General features: G+C 64.6%; 24 protein-coding genes. 10 read left to right on the plus strand and 14 right to left on the minus strand.

The genetic code is table 11. The features are described 5' to 3' along the window. Positions 1 to 29 precede the first annotated feature (29 nt). The 3 genes from JLDANKMP_RS19880 to JLDANKMP_RS19890 form a co-directional block, all read right to left on the minus strand. Complete coding sequence (locus tag JLDANKMP_RS19880) at positions 30 to 692, minus strand: DUF1629 domain-containing protein (RefSeq protein WP_212561928.1); 663 nt, start codon at positions 690 to 692, stop codon at positions 30 to 32. Between the two features lie 100 nt (positions 693 to 792). Continuing rightward, positions 793 to 1,344 (minus strand): cold-shock protein, encoded by a 552-nt coding sequence (locus tag JLDANKMP_RS19885; protein WP_249337018.1) that lies wholly within the window; start codon positions 1,342 to 1,344, stop codon positions 793 to 795. Between the two features lie 89 nt (positions 1,345 to 1,433). Beyond that, on the minus strand, positions 1,434 to 1,790 hold the full coding sequence (locus JLDANKMP_RS19890) for a hypothetical protein (RefSeq protein WP_212561930.1): 357 nt from the start codon (positions 1,788 to 1,790) through the stop codon (positions 1,434 to 1,436). A 630-nt stretch (positions 1,791 to 2,420) separates the two neighbouring features. Here JLDANKMP_RS19890 and JLDANKMP_RS19895 point away from each other — a divergent pair. The 5 genes from JLDANKMP_RS19895 to JLDANKMP_RS19915 all read left to right on the plus strand — a co-directional run bounded on the left by JLDANKMP_RS19895 (position 2,421) and on the right by JLDANKMP_RS19915 (position 6,089). Then, positions 2,421 to 3,023 (plus strand): DUF998 domain-containing protein, encoded by a 603-nt coding sequence (locus JLDANKMP_RS19895; RefSeq protein ID WP_212561931.1) that lies wholly within the window; start codon positions 2,421 to 2,423, stop codon positions 3,021 to 3,023. A 55-nt stretch (positions 3,024 to 3,078) separates the two neighbouring features. Further along, a complete protein-coding gene (locus JLDANKMP_RS19900) occupies positions 3,079 to 3,444 on the plus strand; it encodes a hypothetical protein (protein ID WP_099605010.1) in 366 nt (121 codons plus the stop codon). A 965-nt stretch (positions 3,445 to 4,409) separates the two neighbouring features. Then, on the plus strand, positions 4,410 to 4,862 hold the full coding sequence (locus JLDANKMP_RS19905; RefSeq protein ID WP_123959156.1) for a hypothetical protein: 453 nt from the start codon (positions 4,410 to 4,412) through the stop codon (positions 4,860 to 4,862). Then, on the plus strand, positions 4,862 to 5,380 hold the full coding sequence (locus JLDANKMP_RS19910) for a hypothetical protein (RefSeq protein WP_099605007.1): 519 nt from the start codon (positions 4,862 to 4,864) through the stop codon (positions 5,378 to 5,380). The genes JLDANKMP_RS19905 and JLDANKMP_RS19910 overlap by 1 nt, the downstream gene beginning before the upstream one ends. Positions 5,381 to 5,642: 262 nt before the next feature. Beyond that, entirely contained in the window at positions 5,643 to 6,089 is a 447-nt protein-coding gene (locus tag JLDANKMP_RS19915) for a DUF4279 domain-containing protein (RefSeq protein ID WP_212561932.1), read from the plus strand. Here JLDANKMP_RS19915 and arr read toward each other — a convergent pair. Both arr and JLDANKMP_RS19925 read right to left on the minus strand, forming a co-directional pair. Then, positions 6,082 to 6,516 (minus strand): NAD(+)--rifampin ADP-ribosyltransferase, encoded by a 435-nt coding sequence (arr, locus tag JLDANKMP_RS19920; RefSeq protein ID WP_212561933.1) that lies wholly within the window; start codon positions 6,514 to 6,516, stop codon positions 6,082 to 6,084. The two genes, JLDANKMP_RS19915 and arr, sit on opposite strands and share 8 nt — an antisense overlap. A 126-nt stretch (positions 6,517 to 6,642) precedes the next feature. Further along, complete coding sequence (locus tag JLDANKMP_RS19925) at positions 6,643 to 6,894, minus strand: accessory factor UbiK family protein (protein WP_005411375.1); 252 nt, start codon at positions 6,892 to 6,894, stop codon at positions 6,643 to 6,645. 155 nt (positions 6,895 to 7,049) lie between these two features. Between JLDANKMP_RS19925 and JLDANKMP_RS19930 the strand changes: the two genes are divergently transcribed. After that, positions 7,050 to 7,388 (plus strand): P-II family nitrogen regulator, encoded by a 339-nt coding sequence (locus tag JLDANKMP_RS19930; RefSeq protein ID WP_005411374.1) that lies wholly within the window; start codon positions 7,050 to 7,052, stop codon positions 7,386 to 7,388. Positions 7,389 to 7,525: 137 nt separating this feature from the next. Here the strand turns inward: JLDANKMP_RS19930 and JLDANKMP_RS19935 are convergent, their stop codons facing one another. Together JLDANKMP_RS19935 and JLDANKMP_RS19940 are read right to left on the minus strand one after the other, a co-directional pair. Further along, positions 7,526 to 8,173 carry a hypothetical protein gene (locus JLDANKMP_RS19935; RefSeq protein WP_249337019.1) on the minus strand — a complete coding sequence of 216 codons (648 nt, stop codon included), beginning with the start codon at positions 8,171 to 8,173 and terminating at the stop codon, positions 7,526 to 7,528. A gap of 117 nt (positions 8,174 to 8,290) precedes the next feature. Continuing rightward, positions 8,291 to 8,950, minus strand: a complete 660-nt coding sequence (locus JLDANKMP_RS19940; RefSeq protein ID WP_212561934.1) for an RIO1 family regulatory kinase/ATPase — start codon at positions 8,948 to 8,950, stop codon at positions 8,291 to 8,293. A 435-nt stretch (positions 8,951 to 9,385) separates the two neighbouring features. Here JLDANKMP_RS19940 and JLDANKMP_RS19945 point away from each other — a divergent pair, with 435 nt between their 5' ends. Beyond that, positions 9,386 to 10,291 carry an aspartyl/asparaginyl beta-hydroxylase domain-containing protein gene (locus JLDANKMP_RS19945; protein ID WP_024957655.1) on the plus strand — a complete coding sequence of 302 codons (906 nt, stop codon included), beginning with the start codon at positions 9,386 to 9,388 and terminating at the stop codon, positions 10,289 to 10,291. 118 nt (positions 10,292 to 10,409) lie between these two features. Here the strand turns inward: JLDANKMP_RS19945 and speE are convergent, their stop codons facing one another. Beyond that, on the minus strand, positions 10,410 to 11,261 hold the full coding sequence (gene speE / locus JLDANKMP_RS19950) for a polyamine aminopropyltransferase (RefSeq protein ID WP_049480036.1): 852 nt from the start codon (positions 11,259 to 11,261) through the stop codon (positions 10,410 to 10,412). A 191-nt stretch (positions 11,262 to 11,452) separates the two neighbouring features. On the opposite strand from speE, the gene speA reads away from it, so the two are divergent. Both speA and JLDANKMP_RS19960 read left to right on the plus strand, forming a co-directional pair. Beyond that, a complete protein-coding gene (gene speA, locus JLDANKMP_RS19955; RefSeq protein WP_033834863.1) occupies positions 11,453 to 13,342 on the plus strand; it encodes an arginine decarboxylase in 1,890 nt (629 codons plus the stop codon). Positions 13,343 to 13,379: 37 nt separating this feature from the next. After that, the gene (locus JLDANKMP_RS19960) at positions 13,380 to 13,700 is read left to right on the plus strand and encodes a DUF6122 family protein (protein ID WP_005411369.1); all 321 of its coding nucleotides are present in this window, start codon (positions 13,380 to 13,382) and stop codon (positions 13,698 to 13,700) included. Between the two features lie 727 nt (positions 13,701 to 14,427). Here the strand turns inward: JLDANKMP_RS19960 and JLDANKMP_RS19965 are convergent. Genes JLDANKMP_RS19965 through JLDANKMP_RS19975 form a run of 3 tightly spaced genes read right to left on the minus strand, consistent with a single transcriptional unit; the run spans position 14,428 to position 16,693 of the window. Then, positions 14,428 to 15,747 (minus strand): HAMP domain-containing sensor histidine kinase, encoded by a 1,320-nt coding sequence (locus JLDANKMP_RS19965; protein WP_212561935.1) that lies wholly within the window; start codon positions 15,745 to 15,747, stop codon positions 14,428 to 14,430. Beyond that, a complete protein-coding gene (locus JLDANKMP_RS19970) occupies positions 15,744 to 16,403 on the minus strand; it encodes a response regulator transcription factor (protein WP_212561936.1) in 660 nt (219 codons plus the stop codon). The genes JLDANKMP_RS19965 and JLDANKMP_RS19970 overlap by 4 nt, the downstream gene beginning before the upstream one ends. After that, positions 16,403 to 16,693, minus strand: coding sequence for a PepSY domain-containing protein (locus JLDANKMP_RS19975; RefSeq protein ID WP_012481470.1), 291 nt, complete (start codon positions 16,691 to 16,693; stop codon positions 16,403 to 16,405). The genes JLDANKMP_RS19970 and JLDANKMP_RS19975 overlap by 1 nt, the downstream gene beginning before the upstream one ends. 157 nt (positions 16,694 to 16,850) lie before the next feature. Between JLDANKMP_RS19975 and JLDANKMP_RS19980 the strand changes: the two genes are divergently transcribed. Next, a complete protein-coding gene (locus JLDANKMP_RS19980; RefSeq protein WP_212561937.1) occupies positions 16,851 to 17,285 on the plus strand; it encodes a PepSY domain-containing protein in 435 nt (144 codons plus the stop codon). Between the two features lie 153 nt (positions 17,286 to 17,438). Here JLDANKMP_RS19980 and JLDANKMP_RS19985 read toward each other — a convergent pair whose 3' ends face one another. The 3 genes from JLDANKMP_RS19985 to JLDANKMP_RS19995 form a co-directional block, all read right to left on the minus strand. Beyond that, a complete protein-coding gene (locus JLDANKMP_RS19985) occupies positions 17,439 to 17,921 on the minus strand; it encodes a hypothetical protein (RefSeq protein WP_005411364.1) in 483 nt (160 codons plus the stop codon). A 126-nt stretch (positions 17,922 to 18,047) separates the two neighbouring features. Beyond that, on the minus strand, positions 18,048 to 19,256 hold the full coding sequence (locus JLDANKMP_RS19990) for an FAD-dependent oxidoreductase (protein ID WP_212561938.1): 1,209 nt from the start codon (positions 19,254 to 19,256) through the stop codon (positions 18,048 to 18,050). An 11-nt stretch (positions 19,257 to 19,267) separates the two neighbouring features. Next, positions 19,268 to 19,762, minus strand: a complete 495-nt coding sequence (locus JLDANKMP_RS19995) for a lipocalin family protein (protein ID WP_212561939.1) — start codon at positions 19,760 to 19,762, stop codon at positions 19,268 to 19,270. Between the last annotated feature and the right edge of the window lie 34 nt (positions 19,763 to 19,796).

A 19,796-nucleotide genomic window follows, 5' to 3' on the forward strand; every position in this document is an offset into this window, starting at 1 on the left:
ATTCAAGAATCCGTTTGAAGGCGCTCGTCCTAGAGATCGGCTACGTCGCGCAGCCGTACGCCGGAGAAGTTGGCGGCATTCAATGCATCAAAAATCGCGCGGTCGCAGATGGGCGGTGCGCCCATACGATCCTGGCGGAAGATATGGGCATCGCCCACAACGTCCTGTTTGAACACCAGGCTGGCGCCGCCGACAAGGCTGTAAAGCTTCTCGTCCTCGCCGGTCTGATAATTGTGGTCGAGCTTGATTCTCACGCGGGACGAGGCTTCATCCAGAGCGTCGAGCCTGCGCAGCACATTGCCCAGGTAGTACTGAGGCCCGGGGCTGCCGTCGGCAAGGCTGAAGTCGCAGGCCACAAAGGCAAACGCCTGGGGGTCCATCTGCTCAAATAGCTGCTTCAACGGCTCCGACACAATCCAGATGCCAGCGAGCTCTTCCAGATCGCGTGGCATTGCGCCCTTCTCGGGCACATGAACCAGGTGGGGGCGCTCCGGATACTGGCCTGGCGTTCCATCAGGACGCGAGATGACATTCATCCCCGGATCGATCAGCTTGTCTTCGTTGGCGATCTCTATACCGGGTACCCCGCCGTTGCTCAGCAAGCCTGCGTCGATCAGGAAGAATTCGCCCTTGTGGGATGCGGCTTCGGCTGAAACTTCAGTGGCGGTCGATTCGGTCACGGGGGCTTCCATCATGGATGCGGGGGCAGAACGGGAAAAACCGTTGAGCCGATGCTAGCGGGGCTTCTGCGCAGCCACAAGTTGCGCCGAAACGGTGCCGAGGGCACGTGATTCACGCGGCTCTTTTGGAATTTCGGAACAATGCCGAGGATGATGCAGCCATTCCTTCCACTGCCTGCAATGGTCTGCTGGATAGGCGGAATGACGAGGGAGATTCCAGCCGAGGGTGGCCTGGGTCCCTGAACACGCAGCGCTGGTCATCAGGCACCGACCTGTCAAGGCGCCCAAGCCGTGCCTCAACCCACGAAGGCCCCGCACTTTCCACCAGCAACCGCCCCTGGCTCTGGTGCAGATCCAGCCAACGCTCGAAGCTGGTGCGCAGACGCTCGATGTCCGGCGCCCGCCACCGTGCATCGGTAGGCATGCGGATCAGCACGCGCGAGGGCGCGTTCTCCACGTCCATCACCAGCACGCCCTTGCACCGGATCTCGAAGGACGTCGCCCCGGCATGGCGCGCGTGCAGTTCAAAGCCCTCGTGGGCCTTCGCGGTCACAAAGCCAAGCGCATCACTGTGCAGCAAGCGGTAATCGGCCGGCTGCAGCTTCTGGTAGGCCCACACCTGATCGCCCGCAGGGTCGGGCCACCCCATCCACACCGCCGCCATGATCGAGGCGCACACCGCCGCAGCGGCAAGGCCGTGGTTCTTCATTTGTCACCCCAGACACAGGTAGAAACGTACGCGCCAAAACGCGCTCAGTCCTTGGGCCGTATCCGTTCGTGGATGAACGCGGTAAGCGCCAGATCGGCCATCACCAGCCCCTCCATCATCCGGTCGCCCACGTACTGCTCAGGCTCACCGTTCTGGCGCGTGCGTTCGGCCGCCAGCAGGATCTCCTGCACGATGCGCTGGCCGGTGAGCGCGCAGTCGGCGTCGGACAACGCCATCTGCCGGCTGCGCAGGTGATGCCGCTCGGGCCAGGCCTGGCCGTCGGCCGCCGCGCCCGCACCGATGGCGTGCAGGATGGCGATGAGGCTGTTGGGATCCAGGGCAGGGGCGGCCGAGGGCGCTTTCTGGACCGGGCGCGGGGGAGGGGAGTGCGGCGTGGTCATGGCAGGCTCCGTGCAAGCAGGCAGAAGCCGCCACCGATAAAGGTGGCGGGCAGAGCGTGGCTCGAAAACCGGTTGCTAGACAAAGCCGGCGGGCACGAGGCCCCCACGCCCCGCCCGCCATAGCCGGCAGACGGATTGCCAGCCGGCACCACGCGCGGTGGTGCCGGCTGGCAAGCGCAAACTTACGTCTAGCAATCCGGGTTTTCGAGTCCCGACCACCGATGCACGGTGGCGCAGTAACGATTACCTGCTGTTGTTCGGAATGCCAACGGGTAGGGGTCAATGCCGCCAAAACCCGAGACGCTTTTGGCATTGTCGCATAGCCCAGGATGCGGCGAGAGCCTTGGCGTGCTTGGCGCAGCGGCACTTCTGGAACGGAGTCGTCAGAACCTTCGGTCAGAGATGTAGGGTGCGGCAAATGCGACAGCATTGGTCCGACGGTCGCTGATGGATGCCGCGTATTTCGCCTCCATGCGTGAGTGACTTTCTGCCTATTGACCCCGTGGGGCGTCACGCAGAATCTGACTACCGTTGTAGTCACCAGGAACTGTCCTGCCCGCAGCAGGAAGGTTCTGCGGCGTTTGAACGGACTCCACCCACTGGCGCAGGCCGCTACAAGGATCACTGGACGTGTTACGCCGCAATCGACTTCTTCTGTCTGCGGGTCTGCTCCCGCTTCCGTGGTTCCTGTTCTGGACCAGCGTTGCTGCCCTGTTCGCGCCGGGTTACAACCCGCTTGCCCAGCACGCCAGCGAGCTGCTGCAGGCGCCAACGCTTGCAAGCATCTGCGGCAGGATTGCGGCTATCGGCTCCGGTATGGGCTTCGTGGCGTTCTCAATCGGGGTATGGCGGGAGTCCGGTCGACGGATTGCCGTGGGTGCGATCTGCTGGATGATCTTTGGCATCTCCATGCTGACCAACGGGCTCTGGCCCATGGGCCATCCGATGCACGGCTTCTATACCATCGGTATCGCAAACATCATTGCACCGGCGATGTCGCACATCGAATTGAGCGCATGGTCTGCCAACCGACGGGCGTACGCCGTGACCGCTGTGGTGAGCATCGGGGGCATCGTCTATCTCTGGTTGAACGTGGTGGGGGCGGATCCGGAGGGGTACAGGGGGCTGACACAGCGCCTGTTCTCGTCGATCAACTCGCTGTGGCCATTCCTGGTTGCGCTGTACTTGGTGCGAAGGGGGGCAAGCGCGCTGAAGGCGCAGCCTGCGCTTTGAGGGAAAGGCATGCAGGCACATGGACGACTATTAAGCGTGCGGAGTTGAGAAGAGGATGAGGATTTTTCGTCGCCAACTGATCTACGTTCAGGTGCACCAGGACCATTTTATTGCGCGCTTGGTCGGTGGAGACAGGACCATCCGCCGCCAGTGTCACGCCCTTGGCAATCGCGCGGGTCCGATCAAGGACTTCTCGATTATCGGGCCCCTGCTCAAGGCGATCTTCTCGGAACTCCTGCCTGGGTTCTCTTTCGTCAAGCCCTGGGGGCTTCTGCACTTTGATCCGGTGGAGTATCCGATCACGAAGGAAGAGCTGGCCGGATTCCAGAAGGCTGCCATGCGAAGCGGTGTGAGCTTCTGCTTTCTATCCACGTGGGAGCAGCGGCATGAAGACAAGGATTTGTTGGAAATGTTCAAGTAGGGCCGACTCGGAAGTTCTTTCAGCGTCAGGCCGCTTCGTGATTGGGCGTGGTTGAGATACTGCGAGCGTCCGCTCCTGGCCGCTAGAAGACCTGCTGGCCCCGACGTCGCGATCAGAATGCTAGCGTCCGCTTTCGACCAAAGGCGGACGTGCATCTGCTGAGGTCTTCAGCACTACTTCTCGGTCTAGGTATACGCCGGCTTGTTTGCCTGACGGGACCAACCTAAGATCGAGCTATATTAAAGGTAAGGCGCGCTATACGGTGCTTGTGGGCAAATCGTATAGCCGGACCCACGGGTCCGCCTTTTGGGTAGTGGCGGCTATGGAGGATCAATGGGCTCACTTGAGGCACGGATACATCAAGGTCGCTATGACACAGAAAGGGAACTGCTCAATCTGCGCACCAATGCTCTCGCAAAAGATCGGCCCGACATTGTTGACGCAGTGAATCAGCGACTCAAGAGATTTCATCCAAAAATCTATCAGCGCCTAGTCGGTCCGCTCCGTGACAGAAGGCGTGATTCAAAGTTCAAGTGCTATTGCAACAACCCCAGAAGCTTGAGTGACGTTTGCAAAGACATCATTGCCAGAAGTGTCCATCCTCATTGCCTCACCTGCGATGACTGCTGGCAAGAAGACTTATGTGTTGCATGGGGGTACTACGGCTGGTCAACTAGGATCATAAGCAGGGCGGAATGGGATCTACTCTGCGACGAGCGAGCACAATACAAGTTCGTCGAATAGCTGCCTAAGACTCATTCAAGCCTGCGCAACTTCGTGAAGCGACCCAGTTCAGGCGTTGAATGATCGCTTCTGGCTGCTGGGAGATGTGGGAAATTGATTAGGGAGAGGCATGTCTTTTGTTGAGAAATTCTGATGCCGATCTGAGCACGTCGGGACAGGCAGGTGCACGTGCTTATTCGGGGGCGATTAAGCGAGGCTGCATTGGCGATTGGGAGAGTATGTTGAAGAAGAAATATGAGGTTGACGGTACGTGGTACCACGGCGGGGCATTGTCATCTATTCAACAGATTGCGGCGAATAAGATCGATACGAAGCTCGGCGGGGGGGAACTGGGACAAGGCTTCTACATAGGTAATTACGGACATGAGGCCAGTGCGTGGGCGCGGCACGTCGCAAAAGATCAGAAGCCGTCCGTAGTCGAGCTGAAGGTGAGCAGCTTTGGGGCCTCAGGCCTGACGAAGCGAGAGCTGAGCTGGTTGCTCGCTAAGGAATGCTCGATCAAGATTGCGAAGGCGGATAGGCGGCGAACGCACGTTTTTGGAGTTGATGTCGTGGCCGCGCCGATCGTTGGAAAGAACTTTAAGGATACGCCGACCCAGTTGAAATGGGAGGGCGCGAAATCCGCCTCGTTTCTGAATTCGCTACAGGTCAGTAAAAGGATAACCAAACTTTGATGAGTAGCGCGAACCGGGTTTTCTATTTGATACCAAAGCGCCGCGGCTATGGAGAGGATGTGGATTTGTTTCTGCCTCGCGATCTGGTCGCTCAAGAAAGCGGGGAGATATTGCCCTCGCTCGGCTTCGGTGTCTTCGCATTTCTGCGTAGCGAGCGCCATCGCGGCAAACCACGGCATCTGTCGTTTCCGGCGGTGTTCGGGTTTGGTGAAGATTCGCTGGTGGTCGAGCTGAAACTCCAGTCTGACTATCTAAAAGCGGGTACAGGAAGTGGTAGCCGATTCTCGTTCGTCCAAGACGAGGAAACTCGGGGATTCGATATCGATGCGTCATTTGTCGCTCGTAAATTTCCACCGAATTTTCGGCTCGCCGGCACGGCGGCGAGCCTCGCCGGCTACAACCTCTGGGCGTTGATCCCGGAAAGCCGGGAATACCTCGAAGCGCTTTGGATAGAACGGGAATTCTATTTGACTGGACATGGGGCCATGGACGACGGCCGCGATTCCTTGAGCGGCTAGTCACGTTGGCATATGAGTGAGCCTCGTTCCCCCATGACGCTGCTGTCTATGATTCAAGCCCGGATCGAGCGACGCGTTGAATCCATGCACGTCGAGTACGACTGTCTGCTTCCAAACTCTTGGTGTGGCCGCGGGCTTGCTTGCTTTTTTCTGAGCGGACATGCTCGTGAACGATGCGTATTTCTGCTTCTGGCCGATAGCTGAACTGGCGTCGATAAGACGTACAGATTGGAAGAGATTCCGAAGGGACAACTGGATTCCCATGTCAGCATTCGATCATTCCCTGGTAACCCTCCGATTCTTCGGAGACGGCCTCCTGCCCGAAGAAGTCAGTGCCTTGCTCGGAGCGACTCCAGCCGCATCGCATCACAAGGGCCAGGAACTCAGAGGCAGCCGATCAGGCACCGTGCGTATCGCCAGGACTGGAAGCTGGCAACTTGATGCGGAGCGTCGTGAGCCTGAAGATCTGGACGCTCAGATCTTCGAGATCCTCGATCAACTCACCGGCGATCTCGCCGTATGGCAGGCTCTGGCACGCTTCCGGCCTGATCTGTTCTGTGGCCTTTTCATGGGCAGCAGCAATGATGGTGTCTCGCTTTCGCCTCGCGCGCTGCTCGCCTTGGGTGAGCGCGGCATTGAGCTCGGGCTGGACATCTATGAAGCCGATGAAGAAGTGCGCAACGCCCAGCGCCAGCATGCCATCAGTTGATGATCTCCCCACTCCCCGAAGCAACGAACGCCTTCAACTGCCGAACGAACTCCGCGTCGTAGGCTTCCCACTCCGCAATCTCCCCAACCACCCGCAACGGCTGCGCACTCCGATACGACCGCGTCGGGTTCCCGGGAAACTTCTTGTTGGTCACATTCGGATCGTCTTCAAACGGCCCGGTCGGCTCCACCACATATACGCGCGGCCGTCCTTCGCCCCTGGCCATCTCCGCAGCCAACCCGGCGCCCTTGGCAATCGTGGTGAAGTAGATGTGGTTCATCACTACGCTGTCGCGATAGTTGGAGCGGAAGCCCGCGCTCAGCAGCTCGCCCACCGCCAGATCAGCGCGGGTGCCGTGATAGAACGGCCCGGCGACCTGGTCGCAGGTGTCATGCGAAACGGGTGTCCATTCGGTGTCCTGTGCCATCGGCACTGCCCCTCTCTGCCCTGCCGGATCGACAGGCCGGCGAGTCTAGGGCGTCCGGTGGGCCTTGCTGCAAGGGCCCATCCGGGAAATAATCTGTAAACGGGAGGCGCAGTCCGCCTCCTTTTTTCATTCTGCGGCGCCGCGCCCTTCCAGCTCGCGCACGGCGGTTTCCAGCGCATCCAGCTTTTCGCGGGTCTTCAGCAGCACGGCGCGCTGCACTTCGAACTCCTCGCGGGTGACCAGGTCGAGCTTGGCCAGGCCGGCCTGCAGCGCGCTCTTGAAGGTGGCCTGCAGTTCCTCGCGCGATTCGCGCAGGCCCGGCGGCACCAGGTCGCTGAGGCGACGGGCGAGGTCATCGATTTGATTCAGGTCGATCATGGGGTGCTCCGTGGGGGTGGGCCCGTGCATCCGGCGCGGGCAGGCCATTCGGGCACAAGGATACTGCTGGCACCCACTGCCCGGACAGGCCGCAGCGGCTTCGCACGGGCCGCGTTCAGGCGCTATCCTCCACGCCGGAAGACAGGAGATAGACGATGAAGATGGTCATGGCGGTGATCAAGCCGTTCAAGCTCGACGACGTGCGCGAAGCGCTGGCCGAGCGTGGGGTCACTGGGATCACGGTGACGGAAGTGAAGGGCTTTGGTCGCCAGAAGGGCCACACCGAGCTGTACCGTGGCGCGGAGTATGTGGTCGATTTCCTGCCGAAGGTGAAGCTGGAAGTGGCGGTGACCGATGACCAGGTGGAGGCCGTGGTTGAGGCCATCGTGAAGGCCGCCGGCACCGGGAAGATTGGTGACGGCAAGGTGTTTGTGTACGACCTGGGCAGTGTGGTGCGTATTCGTACCGGTGAGTTGGACGCGGACGCGTTGTAAGGGGGGGGCTGGACCGCTGCGCAGTCTGAGCGACGGGATGCTTGCCCCCTCTGTTGTAGAGTCGAGCAAGCTCGACTCCACAACCGGGATCGGGCGGAGCGAACACCCGTGTTCGACGAAGTACCCTCCCAGTGTGATCAACCCGGCGGAATGAGGGAGGGCGACCGCCACTCCGGCAGACCGAGCGCGCGGCGGGTGCGCGTCACGGTGGCGGCGATCTCTGCCTCGAAGCCGCCATCACGTTGCAGCAGCGGCATGAGTTCGGCACAGCGTTGCTTCAGCACATCGACCCATGGCGCTGGGTGGGTCTCCGTAGCGGCCAGTGCCAAGTGCCTGCGACCCTCGTCGTAAGCGCCCGCCAGCCCGGCAGTGATGCCCGCATGGATGTGTTCGCGGATGCCCGGTTTGGGGTGGCGGTTCATCAATGCACGCACATGCCCCGGGGTGGGGAAACGGTCACGCAGGGCCAGTACCTCGGCGGCGGCCTGCTCGGCCAGTGCCTGTGCGGCCGAGGCAAACTCGGCGGTTTCGGTGAAGCGTTCGAATCCGGCAACGCGGCCGCCCACGTCGAAGGACAGGTAATCCTTTTCTTCCCAGAGCCAGCAGGCGCCGACATTGAGGTAGCTGCCCCTGTCCCATGCCGAAGGCTGGAACTCGACCACCCCGACCCACCAGCCCTGGTCGTCAAGCCAAGTGCGCGAACGGCCCTTCTGCACGCAGCCCAAGGGGCGCAGTATGGATCTTGCGGCGGCAGTCAGCAGGCGGGTGTGTTCAGGTGTCGGCATCCCCAGCATCCTTGCGAGTGGCGTGCCGACGAGTATTGCAGAGCACATCGGGCGTGTGGCCCGGGGCAAATGCAGGGGCAAACAGCAGTCGCGCAAGCAATGCAGGGCGAACAGCGCTTACCGCCGCTTGGCCCACTTGTAGAACCGCTTCCAGCCCTGCCGCACGGCCGCGACCCAGCCCGGGTCGGCCACCAGTGCAGCCTGCGCGGCGCTCGGCGCCTGGCCGGTCACGCGCTGACGGATCTTCAGCAGGTTCTTCATGTCGCTGCGGCTCAGTTGCCGGCTCAGCGGGTTGCGGCGCAGCCAGCGTGGAGCGCGCCAGGCCGAGGTGAAATCCAGCAGCACCGGCACGCCGCCACTGACCACCACGTTGGTGCCATGCAGGTCGTTGTGGGTGATGCCGGCGGCGTGCAAGCGGCTGAGCGCGTGCTGCAGCTGCTCGAACACCTCATTGCCGACGGCCTGTGCGGTGCTCAGGGTCTGGCCGGGGATGAACTCCATGCCCAGCGCCAGGCCACCGAGGGTGCCGAGCAGCGCGGGGGCGTGCTTCCAGCCGCCGAGGCGCTGCAGCATGCGGGCCTCGCGACGCACCATCAGTCGCGCGATCAGCGAAACGGGCGTGCCGCGGTAGCGGGAATAGTCCTTGATGACTGCCTCGCGCCCGTCCAGGCAGGTGCGATAGACGTCGGGGGCCAGGAAGCGTTCGCCGCGCTTGAGCAGCAGCGGGGTGGCGGCCTCATCGCCGCAGGAGGAGGGGGGCAGAGCAGGAAGATACATGTCGGGGTCTCGGACGACCCGGTGGGTGGCGCAAAGCGTCAAGCGAACCGGTGTTACAGGGAGTTACTAAGTTTTCGTTAATTTTAGTACTCGCCAGTTCGCTATTCCACGATTTGTCGGAGAAATGTCAGGGGCGTGGCTGGAACAGTTCGTCGCGCTCAATCGGACAATTATGTCTCACTTGGTCGACGGTTCTTTCCGAATCAATAGGTTGGGCGTCGCATCGGTTCGTTCATCCGCGGCCCGCTGAACGTCGCGCACGTCCGGCTTGACCCCGACGCACGGCCTGCCGACCATAAGCTGTTAATTCGCGACATCGGCGGCCGCACCCTTCGGCACGTCCCCGTTCCCTGCCGCGTTCCTTACCGATGCTGGCCACCAGGCCGTGCATCGCCCCGATTCCCGTTCCGGCCGCGGCTGGAGGAAAGTGCTTTGATCATCAAAATCGTCATTGCAGCGCTGTTCGTCGCCTGCGTGCTGTACATCCACTTCCGTGGCAAGGTCCGCGCGCGCTGGTCGCGCCAGCTGCTGGACCACTCCAGTTTCATGGCCCCGATCAACGTGGTCATGTACATGTTCTCGAAGGTGCCGACCACGCCGTTCCTGGACCCGGCCAAGGAGTTCCCGCAGCTGGAGCCGCTGCGCCAGAACTGGCAGATGATCCGCGATGAGGCGCTGGCGCTGCGCGATGCGCAGAAGATCGCCGCGTCCAGCACGTTCAATGATGCCGGTTTCAATTCGTTCTTCCGCCGTGGCTGGAAGCGCTTCTACCTGAAGTGGTACGGCCCGTCGCACCCGTCGGCGAAAGCGATGTGCCCCAAGACCACGGCGTTGCTGGAGTCCCTACCGGACGTGCGTGCGGCGATGTTCGCGCAGCTGCCGTCGGGCAGCGAGCTGCGTCCGCACCGCGATCCGTTCGCCGGTTCGCTGCGCCTGCACCTGGGCCTGGCCACGCCGAACAACGACGGCTGCTACATCGAAGTGGACGGCATCAAGAAGAGCTGGCGCGACGGCGAGTGGATGATGTTCGACGAGACCTACATCCACCACGCGCACAACGAGACGCCCGATGACCGCGTGATCCTGTTCTGCGACATCGCCCGCCCGCTGCGCTTCGGCCTGCCGGGGCTGTTCAACCGCGCGGTGGCGGCCACGCTGCTGGCCGGCGGTGCATCGCCGAACCTGCCGGGTGACCCGACCGGTGGCGTCAACAAGGCGTTCGGCAGCGTCTACAAGGTGCGCCTGAAGGCCAAGGCACTGCGCGAGCGCAGCGTGGTGGCCTACCAGCTGATCAAGTGGGGCCTGGTGGTGGCGGTGATTGCCGGTATCTGGGCGCTCTGATCGTTGCATGAGGTTGCCGGCCAGCGGCCGGCACTACCGGAACATGAAAAAACCCGCGCTGTCGCCAGCGCGGGTTTTTCTTTTGCATGGGTGGGTGCCGACCGTTGGTCGGCACGCATTACTTCAGTGCCGCCTGCACGAACGGCGGGGTCACCAGCACGCCGGTGTGCAGCGCGGCGGTGTAGTACAGGGTGTTGAAGGTCTTGGCAGCCGAGTCGGCCTGGCGGAAGTCGAAGCTGCTGTCGCCCTTGCGCGCCATGGTCACGCTCCACCAGCCGGTGGGGTAGCACGGCTGCGGGAACGGCAGGGTCTTGAACGAGCCGAAGCCGGCCTTGCCCATCTCGGTGCGCATTTCGTTGATCAGCTCCAGCTGCATCAGCGGCGACTCGGACTGCTGCACCAGGATGCCGTCGTCCTTCAGGGCCTTGAAGCAGCTCTCGTAGAAGGCTTTGTTGAACAGGCCTTCACCCGGGCCGACCGGGTCGGTCGAGTCCACGATCACCACGTCCACGCTGCCGGCCGGGCAGTTGGCCATGTAGGCCACACCGTCGTCGAACAGCAGCTCGGCGCGGGCGTCGTCGTTGGAATCGCACAGTTCCGGGAAGTGCTTGCGCGCCATCACCGTGACCTGCTCGTCGATATCGCACTGGGTCACGCTCTCCACGCCCTTGTGCTTGAGCACTTCGCGCAGGGTGCCGCAGTCGCCGCCACCGATGATCACCACGCGCTTGGGTGCGGCGTGGGTGAACAGCACCGGGTGGCTGATCATCTCGTGGTAGAAGAAGTTGTCCTTGCTGGTCAGCATGATGGCCCCGTCGATGGTCATCAGGTTGCCCCAGTCGGTGGTCTGGAAGATCTCGATCTTCTGGAACGGCGACTGCACCTCGTCCAGCTTGCCGGTGATGCGGTAGCCGATGGCCGAGCCGGTGCGCTCGAAGTGTTCGATGTACCAGTTGTTGCTGTCAGTCATTGGAAAACAGTCCTGTTCGGAGGGGTGGAGCCGGGCTGGCGGGCGGGGCCGCGTGGCACAGATGCCACATCCGGACGGATCGGTCCGTTCAGGTTGGAACCTGTCACGGGCGCGGGCGCGCATGATAACGAACCTGTGGGCATATAGGCGTTATCATGCCCCCCCTTTTATTGCCAACAAGGCCGACTGAAATGACCGATTGGTCCCTCGACCAAGCCCGCAAGACCTACTCGATCCCGCATTGGGCGGACGGTTACTTCGACGTGGATCAGGCCGGGCACATGGTGGTGAGACCGACCGGGGCCGACGGCCCGGTGGTGTCGCTGCCCAAGGTGGTCGATGCGGCGCGCGCGGCCGGTGCCAAGCTGCCGCTGCTGGTGCGCTTCCCGGACATCCTCGGCCAGCGCCTGGGCAAGCTGCAGGCGGCCTTCGCCCAGGCCCAGCAGGACTGGGAGTACAGCGGTGGCTACACCGCGGTGTACCCGATCAAGGTCAACCAGACCCGCGGCGTGGCCGGCACCCTGGCCAGCCACCACGGCGAGGGCTTCGGCCTGGAAGCGGGCAGCAAGCCCGAGCTGATGGCCGTGCTGGCGCTGTCGCGCCCGGGTGGCCTGATCGTCTGCAACGGCTACAAGGACCGCGAGTACATCCGCCTGGCCCTGATCGGCCGCAAGCTGGGCCTGCAGACCTTCATCGTCATCGAGAAGCCGTCCGAGCTGAAGCTGGTGCTGGAAGAGTCCAAGGCGCTGGACGTGAAGCCGGGCCTGGGCGTGCGCATGCGCCTGGCCTCGCTGGGCGCCGGCAAGTGGCAGAACAGCGGTGGTGACAAGGCCAAGTTCGGCCTGTCGCCGCGCCAGCTGCTGGATCTGTGGAAGTCGCTGCGTGACACCGAGTACGCCGACTGCCTGAACCTGCTGCACTTCCACATGGGCTCGCAGATCTCCAACGTGCGCGACATCGCCAACGGCATGCGCGAAGCCACCCGCTACTTCGTGGAGCTGTCGCGCCTGGGCGCGAAGATCACCCACGTCGATGTGGGCGGTGGCCTGGGCGTGGACTATGAAGGCACCCGTTCGCGCAGCTTCTGCTCGATCAACTACGGCCTGCATTCCTACGCCAGCAACATCGTGCAGCCGCTGGCCAACGCGTGCGAGGAGTTCGGCCTGACCCCGCCGCGCATCGTGACCGAGTGCGGCCGCGCGATGACCGCGCACCACGCGGTGCTGATCGCCAATGTGTCGGAAGTGGAAGAAGCGCAGGAAGGCCGCGTGCCGGACCAGCACGACGACGAACCGGCGGCGATCCGTCACCTGCGCGAGATCCACGACGAGCTGGACGTGCGGCCGGCGGTGGAACTGTTCCAGGAAGCGCAGCATTTCCACGCCGAAGGCCTGGCCAGCTACGCGCTGGGCCAGATCGACCTGCCGCAGCGTGCGCGTATCGACGACCTGTTCTACGCCATCGCCCACGGCGTGCGTGCGCGCCTGAGCTATGACGAGAAGAGCCACCGCCCGGTGCTGGACGAACTGAACGAGCGCCTGGTCGACAAGTACTTCGTCAACTTCAGCGTGTTCGAATCGATCCCCGACGTGTGGGCGATCGACCAGGTGTTCCCGATCGTGCCGATCGAGCGCCTGGACGAAACCCCGGACCGCCGCGGCATCATCGCCGACATGACCTGCGACTCGGACGGCATGGTGGAAACCTATGTCGAGAACGAGAGCCTGGACAGCTCGCTGCCGCTGCACAGGATGAAGCCGGGCGAGAGCTACCGCATCGGCTTCTTCATGGTCGGCGCCTACCAGGAAATCCTGGGCGACATCCATAACCTGTTCGGCGATACCGACGCGGTGGAAGTGCTGGCCGATGCCGATGGCTACGCGATCACCCAGCAGCGCCGTGGTGACACCACCGACGTGATGCTGGATTACGTGGGTTACCGCCTGGACGAACTGCGTGCGACCTATGCGCAGCGCGTGGCCGAGGCCCAGCTGTCGCCGGAACGCGCGCAGGAGCTGTCGGAGGCGCTGGAAGCCGGCCTGACCGGTTACACCTACCTGTCCGACGAACCGCTGGTCTGATGGACGGCGCCGGGTTTGCCCGGCGCTACCGTTGCCGATGAGCGCACGCGCGATCTTCCATCTGTTCCTGCATGCCGCCGTGCCAGCGTTGCTGGCATGGCTGTTCTGGCGCAAGCGCTTTGCTTCGGCGTGGCTGCTGATGCTGCTGGGCTGGATCATCGATCTGGACCACCTGCTGGCCGATCCGATCTATGCACCGAACCGCTGCAGCATCGGTTTCCACCCGCTGCACACCGCACCGGCCATCGCGGTCTATGCCGGGCTGTGCGTGCCGAAGAAAACGCGGTTGTTCGGTATCGGTTTGATCATCCACATCGTGCTGGACGCGATTGATTGCTGGTGGATGCATCACCGTTGATGCTTGGTGCGTGTCGACCAAGGTCGACACCTACCGGGTGTACGGCGACCGGTCGAATTGGCGCTTGGTAGAGCCGGCCGCTGGCCGGCTTCCGCTGGGCGTTTCCGGTGACCACGTGGTTGCCGGCCAGCGGCCGGCACTCCCCATCGTTAGGTTGGCCAATGTCGACACCTGCCGGGTGTACGGCGACCGGCCGGATTGGCGCTCGGTAGAGCCGGCCGCTGGCCGGCTTCCGCAGGGCGTTCCCGGTGACTACGTGGTTGCCGGCCAGCGGCCGGCACTACCCACCGTGAGGTTGGCCAATGTGGACACCTACCGGGTGCACGGCGACCGGTCGGATTGGCGCTTGGTAGAGCCGGCCGCTGGCCGGCTTCCCCAAGGCGTTCCCGGTGACTACGTGGTTGCCGGCCAGCGGCCGGCACTACCCATCGTGAGGTTGGCCGATGTTGACACCTACCGGGTGTGCGGCGACCGGTCGGATTGGCGCTTGGTAGAGCCGGCCGCTGGCCGGCTTCCCCAAGGCGTTCCCGGTGACTACGTGGTTGCCGGCCAGCGGCCGGCACTACCCATCGTGAGGTTGGCCGATGTTGACACCTACCGGGTGTGCGGCGACCGGTCGGATTGGCGCTTGGTAGAGCCGGCCGCTGGCCGGCTTCCGCAGGGCGTTTCCGGTGACCACGTGGTTGCCGGCCAGCGGCCGGCACTACCCACCGTTAGGTTGGCCGCTTCACGCCACCGGCAACCACAACGTTGCGCGCAGGCCGGGCTGCGCATTGTCCAGCGCCAGGCGCCCGCCATAACTGGCGGCGATATCGCCCACGATGGCCAACCCCAATCCACTGCTGCCCTCGCGCTCATCCAGGCGTACACCACGCTGTGTGACCTGTGACAGCGCATCCGCCGCCAGGCCAGGGCCGTCATCACGCACTTCGATGCGTAACTGCCCGTCGTGGGCTTCCGCTTCGACAGTGACCTGCTGTTGCGCCCACCGCCCGGCGTTGTCCAACAGGTTGCCCAGCATCTCTTCCAGATCCGCACTGGCGCCGGCGAACTGCAGCGCCGGATCGATGCCTGCCGCCGTGAACGCGATGCCACGTTCGCCATGCACGCGTGCCATCAGCCGGCACATCGTCTGTGCGACGGCCGCCACGTCGGTGCGCTGGCGATGGTCGGCAGCCAGTCCTGCAGCCAGGTAACGATCGACACTGGCCTGCATGCGGGCGCTCTGCTCACGAACGGTCGCCCGCCAGTCCGCGCCGTCGCCGTCGGCTTCGGTGGCCAGCACGCTCAGCGGGGTTTTCAGCGCATGCGCCAGATCCTGTGCGCTGGTCCGAGCGCGCGCGACCATGCGTTGCTGGTGGTCCAGCAGCGCATTGAGTTCTTCACCCAGCGGTGCGACTTCCGCGCCCAGTTCCTGTGTCTCGATGCGCTGCGCGTCGCCGCGGCGCACCCGTTCCAGCTGTGCACCGAGGCGATGCAGCGGACGCAATCCGAAGTGCACCTGGCTGGCGAGCACCGCCAGCCACGCCGTGACCAGCACGCCCAGGGCGATGGCGGTGCGCTTTCGGAACGCGGCCACATCCGCATCCAGCGCGCTGCGGTCGGTGGCAACCACGGCCACGAACGGTGCGCTGGCGCGCGGCAGGCGCACCTGTTGCACGCGTGCACGCAGGGATTGCTGTAGTGGCCCGGCCAGATTGCGCGTGGCCGCACCTGTGGCCATGGCCGGCAGGGTTTCATCCCACAGCGAGCGCGACTGCAGCAGCACGCGGCCATCGGCACCGGCAATCTGCCAATAGGCACCGGAGAACACGCGCTGGAAGCGCGCGTCATTCGGTTCCTGGCGCAGGCGCAGCTGTCCTTCGGGGTCCACTTCGGCCTGCGCCAGCAGGGTCAGCATGTCCTGCTGCAGTTCGTGGTCGAGGCGGTCACGCGCGCTGCGCTTGAACAGTTCGCCCAGCAGCGCGCTGGCCAGCAGCGAAACCAGCAGCAGGCCGGCGCCACCAGCCAGCAGCAGGCGCCGCCGCAGCGAGGGTTGCCGGCTCACGACGCGGCCAGCCGCCAGCCTTGGCCGCGCACGGTCTGGATCAGATCGATGCCGAGCTTGCGGCGCACGCGTCCGAGCAGCACGTCCAGCGCATTGGAGTCCGGGTCGTGGCCACCGTCGAACACCTGTTCGCCCAGGCGGTCGCGGCCGATCACCTGGCCGCTGTGGTGGATGAAGTAACTGAGCAGGCGGAACTCCTGCGGGCTGAGCGACAGCGGTTGGCTGTCCAGCTCGAAACGGCCAGCGTTGACGTCCAGCTGCAGCGGCCCGCAGTGCAGGCGCGGGCTGGCGTGGCCATGGCTGCGGCGGATCAGGGCGCGCAGGCGCAGCACCAGTTCGTCGGCCTGGAACGGTTTGGTGAGGTAATCGTCGGCGCCGGCGTCGAAGCCGGCCAGCTTGTCGTGCCAGCGCCCGCGTGCGGTCAGCACCAGCACCGGGAAGCTGCGGCCGTTGCCGCGCCAGCGCTCGATCACGCTCAATCCGTCCAGCCCGGGCAGGCCCAGGTCGACGATGGCCGCCTGCAGGTCTTCGATCTGGCCGATCTCCTCGGCCTGGCGGCCGTCGGCGACCACGTGCACCACGTAGCCGGCCTGTTCCAGCAGGGGCACCAGGCGCTGTGCCAGTGCGGCATCGTCTTCGGCCAACAGGATGCGCATCAGTCGTCCAGCTCCGTCTTCAGCAGCCTTCCGCTGCGCGCATCATAGTCCAGCTCCACCACCACGCCGTCGCCGCGCAGGATCTCCACTTCGTAGACGCCGTCGTCCAGCTCCACTTCCAGCAGTTGGCCCGGAAAGCGCTTGAGCGCATCGCGCACCACGCTTTCCAATGGCACGTAGCGGCCCTGCTGCACGGCGCGGCGCGCGACCTGCTGCGCCGGGTCCTGTGCGGGCGCGGCGGCGGTCGGGGCGCTGGCCAGGGCCAGCAGCAGGGGCAGGGTGGAGAGCATCGGGGCGCGGGGAGGACTGTAGGACCAGGCGTGAGTGTGGCGGAGGTGACTAACAGCTGGCTAACAGTGCCGGCTAAGGCGCTGTTAACCACGGGGTGCATTGTGGCGTTGCCGGGATGGTCCGGCCACGAACACGAACACGAACAGGAGAACCCCCATGTTGAAGTCACTCACCCTCGCCACTGTTGCCCTGCTGGCCGTCGCGCCGGCTGTACAGGCTGCGCCGCTGGGCATGGCCCAGGTTGAACAGACCCTGCGCGAGGCCGGCTACACCCAGATCCACGAGATCGAACGCGATGATGGCCTGTGGGAGGCTGACGTGAGCCGCGCCGATGGCCGCTTCAGCGAGGTCTACGTGGACCCGAAGACCGGCGAGATCTTCGATGAGCACAGCAGCCGCGCGCTGTTGACCACCGAGCAGCTGCTGGCACGGGCACAGGCGCATGGCCTGCGCGAGATCCATTCGCTGGAACGCGATGGTGCGACCTGGTCGCTGGAAGCCCGCAATGCCCGCAACCAGAAGGTGGAGGTGCGCCTGAGCGGTTATGACGGCCGCATCCTGCACAGCGAGCGCGATGGCTGGCTGGATTGATTCGCGTGCGGGTAGGTGCCGGCCGCTGGCCGGCACGGAATGCAGAGCGTGTCGACCAAGATCGACACCCACCGGCACATGCAAGGTCGACACCTACCAAGCGTACGCAGCGATAGTGGCCGACCTTGGTCGGCCCAGGCCCGACGCGGGGCGTTACCAGCCAAACGGCGGCGGGTAATCCCAATAGCCCGGGCCGCGGCCGTAGTAGCCGCCGTACGGGCCGAAGAAGCCCGGGCCCTTGCCTTCGCTCACGTGGATGTTGACGTTGACCCCGTGGGTCTTGCCCTCATCGGTGGTGTAGTTCTTGCTCAGGTTCAGCGTGGCGGCGTTGTAGTGGCTGTTGCCACCGTTCTTGGAATAGCCGATGCCGGTGGTGAAGCTGCCGGATACCTTGACCTTGTCGTCGGTGACGTCGGCGATCTTCGCATCGTCGTGTACGCGCGGGCCGCTCTTGTCACCGTAGTACGTGCCCGGCGGATCCTGCTGCAGGGCCGGGTCGTTGAGGTAGCGCATCGGCGCCTGCGGCAGCGTCAGGTCCAGGCCGGCAGCCTGCGGCGCGGTGGCGCCGGCGGCGGACTGGGCCAGCACGGTTCCCGGCAGGGCCAGGCACAGCAGCAGGGTCAGGGGGCGGATCATGACGGCGCTCCAGCGGACAGGTGGCCGCGCAACACGCGGCGGTACAGGCCGACGCTAGCAGGGGCTGCTTGAATGATGCCTGTCGGCGCCCGCTCGCGGTAGAGCCAGGCCGTGCCTGGCTGCAGGCTACAACCGCCCGAACCCGAACAGCCCCGCCAGCGGATGCGCCCGCCGCTCGATCCCGGCCCGCAGCAGCTGCGCGCCGATCATCGAATAGGTGATGCCGTTGCCGCCGTAGGCCATGGCGAAGTGCACCCGCGGCCCCCACTGATCGTGCGGGCCGAAGAACGGCAGGCCGTCCGCCGTTTCGGCGAAGGTGCCGGCCCAGGAAAACGCCGGCACCGGGTCCAGCCGTGGGAACCAATGCAGCAGCTGCTTCATCAGCTTGTCGGCCTTGCTCTCAACGCGCCGGTCGCGGCGGGCGGGGATGTCGATGGCATCGTCCAGCCCGCCCACCAGCAGGCGACGGTCGCCGGTGGCGCGCAGGTACAGGTAGGGGCGGGCGCTCTCCCACACCATGGTGGTGCGCAGCCGGCCGAGCACGTCCGCATCGACGGGATCGGTGATGAAGGCGTAGCTGCTGCGGTTGCGTGCGACCCGTTGCTTGAGCCAGCGCTGGTTGGCATAGCCCATGGCCAGCACCACGTGGCGTGCGCGGATGGTGGCACCGTCTTCGGTACGGGCGGTCACCCCGCGCGCGGTGGCGTCGAGGCTGTGCAGCACCGTGCGGTCATGCACGTGGCCGCCGCGCCGACGCAGGCGCCGCAGCAGTGCATAGGTCAGCCGATACGGATCGACCCGCGCCGCCTGGCGCGTGAGCAGGGCACCACCGGCGTCCACCTCGAAGCGTTCCTGCAGTGCCTCCGGGCCCAGCCAGCGGGCATCCAGGCCGATGCTGCGCCGCGCCTCACCTTCGGCCATCAAGCGCGGAACGTCGCGATGGCGGCTGGCCAGGTACAGGCTGTCCATGCGCTGGAAATCCACGTCCTTCAACCCGCGTGCCACGTCGCCCAGCGCTGGGATTGCTTCCGCACACGCCCGGTAGGCAAGCGCCGCGGCGTCCTGGCCATAGCGCTGGGCCAGTTCCAGCAGGTGGGTGTCGATCTCGTACTGCAGCAGCGCGGTGCTGGCAGCGGTGCTGCCCCAGCCGATGTCACGCTGCTCGATCACCGCCACGTCGTGGCCATGCCCGGACAGCTCGTCGGCAATCAGCGCACCGGTGATGCCGCCGCCGACCACCAGCACGTCGCAGCGCAGATCCCTCTCCAGCGGTGGGAAGGCGTGGATCAGGCCGTTGCGCACCGCCCACCAGGGGTAGCCACTCTTCAGGTCCATGAGTGGGCGGCTCAGGCTGTGGGGCGACCGGTGTGCGGGGTGTGGATCAGTTCGGACAGATCGAAGCCCTGCAGGCGGGCGGTAGCCAGATAATGATCCTGCACGGTGGCGTCCAGCTGCGGTTCGCGGGCCAGCAGCCACAGGTACTTGCGGTCCGGGCTGCCGACCAGCGCCACGCTGTAGTCCGGATCGACCTGGATCACCCAGTAGTCGCCCTTGGCGAACGGCAACCAGCGCAGGCCCTTGGGCAGGAAGCTCACCTCCAGGCGCGCGCTGTCGTTGTCGATGGCACAGGCCTCGCCGGTGGCTTCCTCGACGTCGCCGTCCATGCGGCAGCGGTTGGTGACGCCGACGTTGCCGTTGTCGAGCAGGGTGTAGTGCGCCGACACGTCGGTGCAGCCTTCCGGCTCGTGGCGCATCGGCAGGCGTGCGATTTCGTACCAGGTGCCCAGGTAGCGGGGCAGCTTGAGGTCGGCGACGGTCTTCAGCGGCGGGTGGTCGGTCATCGGCGATCGTGGCAGGGGTGGGCCTCCACGATGC

Source organism: Stenotrophomonas sp. PE591, assembly GCF_018320795.1.
In the GTDB taxonomy this organism is placed as follows: Bacteria; Pseudomonadota; Gammaproteobacteria; order Xanthomonadales; family Xanthomonadaceae; genus Stenotrophomonas; species Stenotrophomonas maltophilia.